Source organism: Pseudomonas japonica (assembly GCF_013522925.1).
Lineage (GTDB): Bacteria > Pseudomonadota > Gammaproteobacteria > Pseudomonadales > Pseudomonadaceae > Aquipseudomonas > Aquipseudomonas japonica_A.
Genome location: NZ_JAAMQU010000030.1, coordinates 1 through 8,916 on the forward strand (window position 1 = coordinate 1; position 8,916 = coordinate 8,916).

General features: G+C 62.5%; 6 protein-coding genes and 2 pseudogenes. 4 read left to right on the forward strand and 4 right to left on the reverse strand.

Annotation, left to right across the window (positions count from 1 at the left end; translation table 11 throughout):
• The first annotated feature begins 196 nt into the window (after window positions 1–196).
• On the forward strand, window positions 197–3,814 hold the full coding sequence (locus G7016_RS24610) for a hypothetical protein (RefSeq protein WP_181118384.1): 3,618 nt from the start codon (window positions 197–199) through the stop codon (window positions 3,812–3,814).
• 5 nt (window positions 3,815–3,819) lie between these two features.
• Here G7016_RS24610 and G7016_RS24615 read toward each other — a convergent pair whose 3' ends face one another.
• Entirely contained in the window at window positions 3,820–4,005 is a 186-nt protein-coding gene (locus G7016_RS24615) for a hypothetical protein (protein ID WP_181118385.1), read from the reverse strand.
• A gap of 106 nt (window positions 4,006–4,111) precedes the next feature.
• Window positions 4,112–4,855, reverse strand: a complete 744-nt coding sequence (locus G7016_RS24620; RefSeq protein WP_181118386.1) for a Mut7-C RNAse domain-containing protein — start codon at window positions 4,853–4,855, stop codon at window positions 4,112–4,114.
• An 87-nt stretch (window positions 4,856–4,942) separates the two neighbouring features.
• Between G7016_RS24620 and G7016_RS24625 the strand changes: the two genes are divergently transcribed.
• A complete protein-coding gene (locus G7016_RS24625) occupies window positions 4,943–5,923 on the forward strand; it encodes a ribonuclease Z (RefSeq protein WP_181118387.1) in 981 nt (326 codons plus the stop codon).
• Here G7016_RS24625 and G7016_RS25745 read toward each other — a convergent pair.
• Both G7016_RS25745 and G7016_RS25750 read right to left on the reverse strand, forming a co-directional pair.
• Window positions 5,913–6,617 (reverse strand): methyl-accepting chemotaxis protein, encoded by a 705-nt coding sequence (locus G7016_RS25745; RefSeq protein ID WP_375139720.1) that lies wholly within the window; start codon window positions 6,615–6,617, stop codon window positions 5,913–5,915. The genes G7016_RS24625 and G7016_RS25745 overlap by 11 nt on opposite strands.
• A 153-nt stretch (window positions 6,618–6,770) precedes the next feature.
• Window positions 6,771–7,796, reverse strand: a pseudogene (locus G7016_RS25750) (HAMP domain-containing protein); the annotation flags it as partial.
• Window positions 7,797–8,096: 300 nt separating this feature from the next.
• Here G7016_RS25750 and G7016_RS24635 point away from each other — a divergent pair.
• Window positions 8,097–8,540, forward strand: coding sequence for a hypothetical protein (locus tag G7016_RS24635; RefSeq protein WP_181118389.1), 444 nt, complete (start codon window positions 8,097–8,099; stop codon window positions 8,538–8,540).
• Window positions 8,541–8,732: 192 nt separating this feature from the next.
• A pseudogene (locus G7016_RS24640) lies at window positions 8,733–8,916 on the forward strand (POTRA domain-containing protein); the annotation flags it as partial.

Sequence of the window (8,916 nt, forward strand, 5' to 3'; positions counted from 1 at the left end):
GCCCCCGCCCCACGCCCCCGGTTGTTCTCGGTCTGCAGGCAAATCGAGTGGCCGCCGAGGCCAGCGTTCAACGTGTGTTCATGTGTATGCCGTCGATGGGCAAGGTCACATCGATGCAGTACGAGCTGGTGCCTCACCAACCCGTGGATGGGACCGCTGCATGTCGCCTGGAAGGCGGTGTGTACGGGAGTAGCCAATGGAGAGCAACAAGGAAAGTAGCGGGGGCCTTTCGTTCTGGCTACCTGGCGGGGCGGTATTGGTGAGCCTGGCAATTTCAACGTTCGTGCTGCAACGGCAACCGTTCGTGGATGCGCGCCCGGCGAGCCCGCCGGTAGTAACGCAGCCCCCGATCGATGCGCGGTTGTGGCAGGACCCGTTCGATGCCTTGGCGCGGTATCGAGCATCGGTCAAGGACACCAAGGAAAAGTCTGGGGGGAAAATCGGCGATGCCTGTACCTACATGGCAACCGCAATTTCCGATCCCGAGGAGCTGAAATCCGGCGGTGAGTCGTTGGTCAACCCCCAGCCGCCGAAGGTGATGGTTGCGCTGGTGCGAGGCGCGGCGTACGCCGATGAGATCGAGCTTCGGCGGCGCATCCGCTATGCCATCCTCGCGGGGTTCAAAACCAGCCGGCGGGTACCGCTGGATGAAAGCCATATCCGCTGCCTTCGCCATGACGTTGCCGGGACTTCCACGGAGATACCCTACGAAGCCTTTGGCCCTGACCCTTTCGACCCGCCGCTCAATATCGATGAGGTGCGGGAAACGACCGACCGAACCGTGTTGTTCTGGGTAAACGAGGAGGCGTTGGGCGATAAGCCGCTTGACGCGCTCGAAACGTTGCGTGAGCCCCTTCACTACCAAGCGCGCATAGTGACCGGCCCGGCCCTGAGCTGTCCTGCCAATTGGCCGGGAGAGGAAGCGCCGCTTAAAGTCATCGGGCCTTCCAGTTCCGCCGTGCTTCGCAAGATGTATCAGGAAGAAGCCGCCCTGCGTAGCAAGGGTAAACCAGTGCCGCAACTGGTCGAGATCTATTCGCCCCTGGCGACGGCCGAACGCACGCGCTTAATGGAAGGCATGCAGGAGCCGAGTGATGATGCCAAGCGCAGCCACCCCGACGCAATGAAGCTGCTGCGCACCGTCAGCGACGACGGCACCCTTTCTTCCTTGTTGCTCGAAGAACTGAAGCTTCGCCATGTGGACCCAGCCCTGGCCATGCAATGCGCGCGCTCTCCCGAAGGCACACCAGGCCTCAAGTGCCCGGCCAGCCGCTGGGAGAAATCCAACCGGGTGGCCATCATTGCCGAATGGGACAGCTTCTACAGCCGCGCCCTGATCGAGAGCTTCAAAGCCCAGGTCGCCAAGCGCGCCGGCCTGATGCCAGAGGATGATCCATCGCCTAATCCGGTACCCGTGCTCAGCACCGTTGCAAGACTGGAGCTGGACCAATGGGTGATGCGCTTCGGCTACCTGCGAGGCTTGGACGGGCGGCTACCGGAAAAGCCATCGACCTCGGCCAAGCCTGCTTCAGAGGATAAAGCGAGCCCGGAGAACGCGCCGCGGGAAACCGCCGATGGCGACGGGCAGCTGGATTATCTGCGGCGCCTGGCCGACCACATCGCGCGCGCCGACAAGAAAATGCGGGATGAAGGAGGAGAGGGCATAGGAGCAATCGGCATTTTTGGCCAGGACACCTACGACAAGCTGCTGGCGTTGCAAGCGTTGAAAAGCCGAATGCCAACCAAGGTTTATTTTTCCACCGATCTGGATGCGCGCATGCTCCAGCAGGGGCAGGCGAAAACCACCCGCAACCTGGTATTGGCCGCGCCCTACGGGCTTACGCTTACCCGTGCCTTGCAGCAAGACGTGCCGCCGTTTCGCGAGAGCTTGCAAAGCGCGGTGTACATCGCGGTGCTGGCGGCTCTGGCGCCTCAGGGATTTGAAGCCAAGCGCGGGAAATTCGACTATTCCAAATCCTCGCTGCTGTCGCCGTCCATCTATGAGATAGGCGCCAGCGGCTTCATTCCGCTGGCCAGCACCCTCGACCGCCAGCGGCCGCCCAGCTGCTCCGTGGGGAGCCTGGCTGACAAAGGTGGCCGGGTAAGGGCACAGGACATCATGGCCCTGCAATGCCTGCAAGACCCCCCGCCACCGGCGTACCTGGATGTGTCGCCGCGCATTCAGGAGTGGCTTGGGCAGACCCAGTCGTTCTTCCTGGCCGGCCCCCTGGCCCTGCTGCTGTTGGTGATCGGTGTGGCGCTGGCGTGGTGGCATACCGAGCGCAACGGCCAATATGCACATGAGCAGCGCGCGGGCTGGGCTCAGCGTGCACCGATGGCGATGTATGCCACTGCCGCGTTTTTCGCATGGCTGGCGACCCGCTGGTGGAGTGTGGAGTTTTTATGGCTCGCCGGTGTTATCGCTGTGCTAGGCGGGTGGTGTCAGGGGCGAAACAGGCAGCAAGTGAAGGCACGGCTGTCAGGGGATGATAACGGCACCACGCATCTGAGCGATGGCGGTGCTGGCTGGTATGTGGTGATCCCTGCGCTGATATTCACGCTCGTGCTGTTGTGGGGTTACCAGCATCGGGCCGAGTTGACCGGGCAGGGGTTGGGTGAGCCCATGTTCCTGTGGGAGGGGATCAGCGCCTGGCCCACGGTGATCTTGCGGGTATTGGCCGCTGCTATCTCGCTGGTGTCGATAGCCTGGGCTTGGCGCAAGCTGAGCGTAAACCGCCGCGTGATCGAGCGCGAGTACTGCCTGGACGTCGGCCTGCGAGGGCTGCCGGTGACCCTTTTCCAGCAATGGCAAAGCTATAGAGCCGTCAGGGGTACCGGTGGCATGAGTATTCAAACCACGCTCGGGCGGCTACTTCATCGCATCCTGCTGCCACTCCCGGGCACCAAGCCACTGTTGCTTCCCCCGGGCAAGGAAGGCTCCATAAGGCACAAGCTTTCGTCCCGGGACGGTCGCTTGCCTCGATCCCTGGTTATATTCTGGGCCGAGCACCGGGCGGCTGGCAGCATGCCAGCGCGCATGGCGCGGGTGGTGCTGTTCACCTGGCTTTTCCTCGTTGTCACCAGCGCGGTGTACGTACTTTTGCCAGTGGAGGACGTACCCATACGAGGTGACTACGCAGGGGTGTGGTTGTGGACCTGGGTAGTACACGCCGTGGCCTTTCAGATGTTGGTGTTCTGGGTGATGGACGCCAATCTGTTACTCAGCCGCTTCATCCGCCAGCTGAGCCAGGGTCACTTCGTGTGGCCAAAGGCACTGCGCGCCCAATGGGCGACGTTGCCTTCCGGCGTTATGGACGCTTATGTCGATGATTACCTCACCGTGACCCTGATCGCCAAGCGCACTTCAGCCGTCAATCGGCTGATCTACGCGCCCACACTGGTAATGCTTGTGCTGATGGCCTCTCGAAGCACCGTGTTCGATAACTGGCCAGCGCCTTTGAGCAGTAGCCTGATCCTCGCGTTGAATGCAGCGATCCTGCTTGGGTCTGCCTTGACCCTGCGTCGGGCCGCCGAGCGAGCCCGGGAAGTGGCACTGGCACGCCTGGATCACTACCTGCTCCAGGGCACCCATCCGGAGAATATCGGGTTGCCGTCTGACAGGTCAGCGGCAGAGGAGCCAGGCCCCGAGGCCATTTGCAAACAGCTCAACCTTCTGCGCCAACGCATCAAGGACCTGCGCACCGGTGCGTTCGCGCCGTATTCCGAAGAGCCCTTTCTGCGTGCGGTGATGGTGTCGCTCACAGGCCTGGGCGGTACCGCCATTCTGGAGGCAATGAACCTGATGCAGTTCTAAAGCATTCAGCAGGCGGCGGGCAGGTGGCGGTTGCCCTCGGAGCGCACACAAGAGGCAGTCACCTCCATCACCGGGCCTCCGAGCCAGGCCAGCGTGGCACCGGGTAGTTCAGCGCGAGCCCAGGAGGTGAGGGCGATCAACAACAGGAGAAAGGCGGCGGCGACAGTGGAGACGGGATCGATTCTGCTCATGGCGGTAGTCACAGGTGAGCCAACGTTGCTGAGAGGGAAACTCTACACCCGATGGCGGTAAAGGGTCTGTAAAGGCAGGTAAAGGTGGTGGATACGAAACATCGAGTCATCCAGGCTCCGTAAGCGAAGCCAACAGCGCGTTCATCCGCCGCCAATGCGAACCCTCCCAGTACAGCCGCTGGCAGTGCAGGCAGGTGAGGAAGCGTTGCTGCCGCTCTCGCACACGGGGCGGCAGCCGGTCGAGCACGTCCTGCCGGTTCACTTCCCGCAAGGCGGCATTGCAGTTCAGGCAAAGGCTGAAGGGTTGAGCGCTGGCGTGAAGGTCCAGGCGGTCATACAGCTCACGCAGTTGGGCGGTCGGCTTGAGGGTATGTACATAACAACCATGTGCCACGGCACGGTGCTTGAGCAGGTCCCGGTCGCGGGTCAACAAGATGCGCGCCTCGCGCCGAGCGGTGGCGGCCAGGGTGGCATCCGCGCCGGCGTTGTCGAACAGTGTGTCGAAGCCCGCCATGCGCAGCAGCCTGGCAAGGCCACCCAGATGCGCGTCGGCAACGAAGCGGGGAGGGCCCGCCGGCGATTGCCGCAAGGGTGTGATGGGGCTGATGTCCAGCTGCTCGAACTTGGGGTATACGGTCACCCGCTCCTCGCCCTGCAGGCGTTGATCGAGCCCTACGGACTGACCGTCAACCAGCAACAGTGCCACCTCGGTGTGCGGAACACCCAGCGCTTCGATCATATGACGGGCTGTGGCCAGGGGCGGGCAGGCGCACGCGAACGCACGGCCACGGCGCTGGCTGGGCAAAAAGCCCTCGAGGTGCGCATAGAAGCGAAAGGTGACGGTAGTCATAGTGTCACTATAGGTGGTTTTCGCTGGCGCACCCCGGCCCCCGGCCGGCCGGTGGCATACTGTTGTTTTTGGCGCGGGAGCTTGCGCATGGAACTGCTGTTTCTGGGTACCTCGTCCGGCACGCCAACCCGCGCGCGCAACGTGAGCGGGCTGGCGGTGCTGGCAGGGCAAGGCAAGGGCTGGTATCTGGTGGATTGCGGCGAAGGCACCCAGCATCGGGTGTTGCGTACGCCGCTGTCGCTGCAAGGGCTGGCCGGAGTATTCATCACCCACGTCCACGGGGACCATTGCTACGGCTTACCTGGCCTGCTGGCCAGTGCCGGGCTGCAGGGGCGAACCTTGCCGCTGGATATCATTGCCCCTGAGGGTATCGAAACGTGGCTGCGGGCCACCTTTGAGCTGACCCACACCTGGCTGCCGTTCGAGCTGCGCTTCCACGCCACCGAAGCCCTGGTGGGCGGCGAGTGTTGGAACGATTCTGAGGTGGCGGTAAGCACTGCGGTGCTGGCCCATCGGGTACCGTCGTATGCCTACCGGCTCACCGAGCAGGCGCAGCAGCCACGGCTGAACCGCGATAAGCTGCTGGCCGACGCCATCGAGCGGGGCCCTGCCTGGGGCGCGTTGATACGTGGCGGCAGCGTCGAGTACCAAGGCCGCGTGTTACACAGCGCTGACTATGTCCATTTCGACCAGCCCACCCAATGCATCGTGGTAGCTGGCGATAACAGTGAGCCGCATCGCCTGGCCGAAGCCTGCCTGGGCGCCCAGGTGCTGGTGCATGAGGCGACCTATACCGCCGAGGTAGCGAAGGGCAAAACCCACCACGGGCACAGCAGCGCCGCAGCCGTGGCAGCCTTTGCCCAGCAGGTACAAGTACCCAACCTGGTACTCACCCACTTCAGCCCGCGCTACCAGGCAAACCCCCGGCAGGGGCTGTCCATCGAGGACCTGCGCCAGGAAGCCGCCGCCGTGTACGGCGGCAACCTCGTGCTGGCGGCTGATTTCGACCGGTATCGGTTGTCTCGGGAGGGCCTGCTGAGCCGGGTCCCGCAGGGCTTCAAAGAATAAACCGCGCTACCTTGCCGTTCAGGTCTCCAGCGCGCTCTTGCAGCAAACGCGCCTGGTGTTCAGCGCTTTGCGCGATGTCCACCAGGTCTTCGCCCAGGGTCTGGATGGTCACCACGTTGCGGGTGATTTCTTCGGTCACCGAAGACTGCTCCTCTGCAGCCGAAGCGATCTGCTGGGACATCCCGGAGATTTCATCGGCAGAAGCGGTGATCGCCTCCAGCGATGCGCAGGCCAGTTGAGCGTCGGCCACGCTGCGCTCGGCAAGGCCGGTGCTGCTGGCCATGCGGTTCACGGCATCCTGGGTAATGCGCTGGATATTGCCCACCGTGCTCTGGATCGACTTGGTCGACTCCTGGGTGCGCTGGGACAGCATCCGCACTTCGTCCGCCACCACGGCAAAGCCACGGCCCTGTTCGCCCGCGCGTGCCGCTTCGATGGCAGCGTTGAGCGCCAGCAGGTTGGTTTGCTCGGCAATGCCCTGGATGCTGGTGAGCACGCTGCTGATGGACTGTGAGTACTCGCTCAGCTCGTTCACCACCGCAGTGGCGGCGTTGATTTCGCCGGAGAGGTCACCGATGGAACCCTGGGTTTTACGTACCAGTTCCAGCCCTTTCAGGCTGCTGGCCGAGGAATGCTGGGCGGAGCTTGCGGTGCGCTCGGCGTTGCCGGCGATTTCCTGGGTAGCACTGGCCATTTCGGTCACGGCCGTGGCCACCAGCGTAAGTTCTTCCTGCAACTGGCCCAGGCTTCGCGCCGAATCGCTGCTGCGGTCCAGCACCTTGGTCGATTCCTGGTCAATGTCCACCGCCTGTTGGCGCACATGGCCGATCAGGGTGTGCAGGCTGCCCACGAACTGGTTGAAATGCTGGCCCAGCTCGCCCACTTCGTCGCGCGATTGCAGGGTGATGCGCTGGGTGAGGTCGCCGTCGCCGCTGGCAATCACCTGCAGGCCTTGGGACATCGCGCCCAGGGGCCGCAACAACCATACGCACAAGGCGTTCACTACCAGCAGCGAGATCACCAGGATGACCGCCAAGGTGCCTAGCGCGACCCAGAGGCTGGTGCGCAGCGGTGCGAGCAAGGCTTCGTGGTCGAGCACCATGATCAGTTTCTGGTGCTGATGGTTGATCGGCGCCACGTACAGCCGTTCGCCACGGTCGGTCAGCAGGAAGCGGGCACCGTCGCCGCCCGAGAGGGCGTCGAGGTTGGCCGAGGTCAGCGCCGGGTACAGGCTGGTCACCGGCTTGTCCAGCACGCCCTGGTCGGTATGGCCGAGGATGGTGCCGTTGCGGTCCACGAAGAACGCCGAGCCGTTGCCCGGCAGCTTGATCTGCTTAAGCTGGCCAAGAATTTCGCTCATGCTCACATCGGCGCCGAGCACACCGAGGGTTTCCCCGTTGGAGCTCAGGACCTTGCCCAGTGATAGCACGAAGCTCTGGGTGGCGGCGGCGATCGAAGGCGTGGAGAAGTACACCTCGCCCGGGTTGATCATGGCTTGCTGGTACCACTTCCAGCGACGTGGGTCGTTGTTGTCGGCGGGCAGGCTTACGTGGTTGGCGTTGATCTGCGAGCCGTCCGGGCGGGCCAGGAACACGTTGTCGAAGCCGCCGGCGACCTTGGCCTGTTCGAGCTGCAAGGGCAGGTCGGCCGGGTTGCCCGTGGCCGTGACCGACGCCATGGCCAGCTGCTTGCTGGTGAGCCAATAGCTCACGTTGGCGGCGAACACCTTTCCGGTGTTGCTGACCTGTGCGGCAATGGAGGCCTCGAGGGTGTTCTTGCTCTCAACGTAATGGGTAGCGGTAAGGCTGATGCCCACCAACAGCAATGCGGCGCTGGCAGACAGCGCCAGCTTCTTTCCCAATGTCAGTTTCATAAATACCTTGCAGGGGCAGTGAGAGCCGGGCGCAAAATGCAGCCCAAGAAAGCTCGATGCCGATGTATCGGCGACGCCGCGGTGAACTTAAGGCGAGGCTGTGTAGCAGAATGTAAAAAACATAAAAGTTATGGCGTACAAGCCCCGGCTTATACGAGCAGGTATCTGAACGTGCTACACGGTGCCCGTTTGTATCAGCCCGGGTTTGATCCAATATAAACGCTAGATAGTTATTTCACCCCTCATCGTGGTTTGATCTGCCCGGTTAATCTGTTTGATAGCATTGTCATGGGGCGGCGAATGTTTCTGGTGCATAAAAAAGGCTTCGTGCCGGGCAGCAAAATGGTCGGTGGGTTATTGCCGTATGATTTCTTCTGTGAAGACGATCCCTCGATCAATCTGTTCGTGTTCACCGGCTGCGAAGACAGTGAGCAAAAGGGCGAACAAACCCTGTGGGCGTTCTCCAGGCTGGAGCGCTTCGAAGCCATGTTGCACAGTTTCAACCCTGCCCAGGCTGGCGCCGGCTGGTACCGACGGGTGAGTGTGCTCACCGGCCCCTCGCACAACGGTACCCGCGCGCTGCGGTTCCAGGAGGTGGCCAGGGTGCTCAGGTACGACGGCACCGGCGAGGGCAAGCGCGGCAAACCCGAATATGAAATACATACCCGTGAAGGTGACAGTTACTTCACCGGCGCGTCCGTTTCAACGGCTGTTGGTACGCCAACCGTTATTTATCAACATTGACCGGTTGATTGTATTGCGCTTTGTACGCGGGCCAACAAACCCGACAAGTTCACCTGCAGGTGAGTGCAGTAAGCTGCTCGCCGCTTGATAACAGCGTACACCGCACGGCGGTGACGAAACTTTGCTCCTTATCGGCCATGTCGGAAAATGCCCGGGCTGAGAGGGGAGTGTGCCAACTGGATATAAACTCGTATGCGCTGCGTCTCGCTGTTGCCCCTGGTGGCGGCCGTGCTGTTTGCCGGTACCGCCCACGCCGAGTCCTTCACCATCTCCGATATTCGCGTCAACGGCCTGCAGCGGGTATCCGCCGGCAGCGTCTTCGGCGCCCTGCCCCTGAACGTGGGCGAGCAGGCCGATGACCGCAAGCTGGTGGATT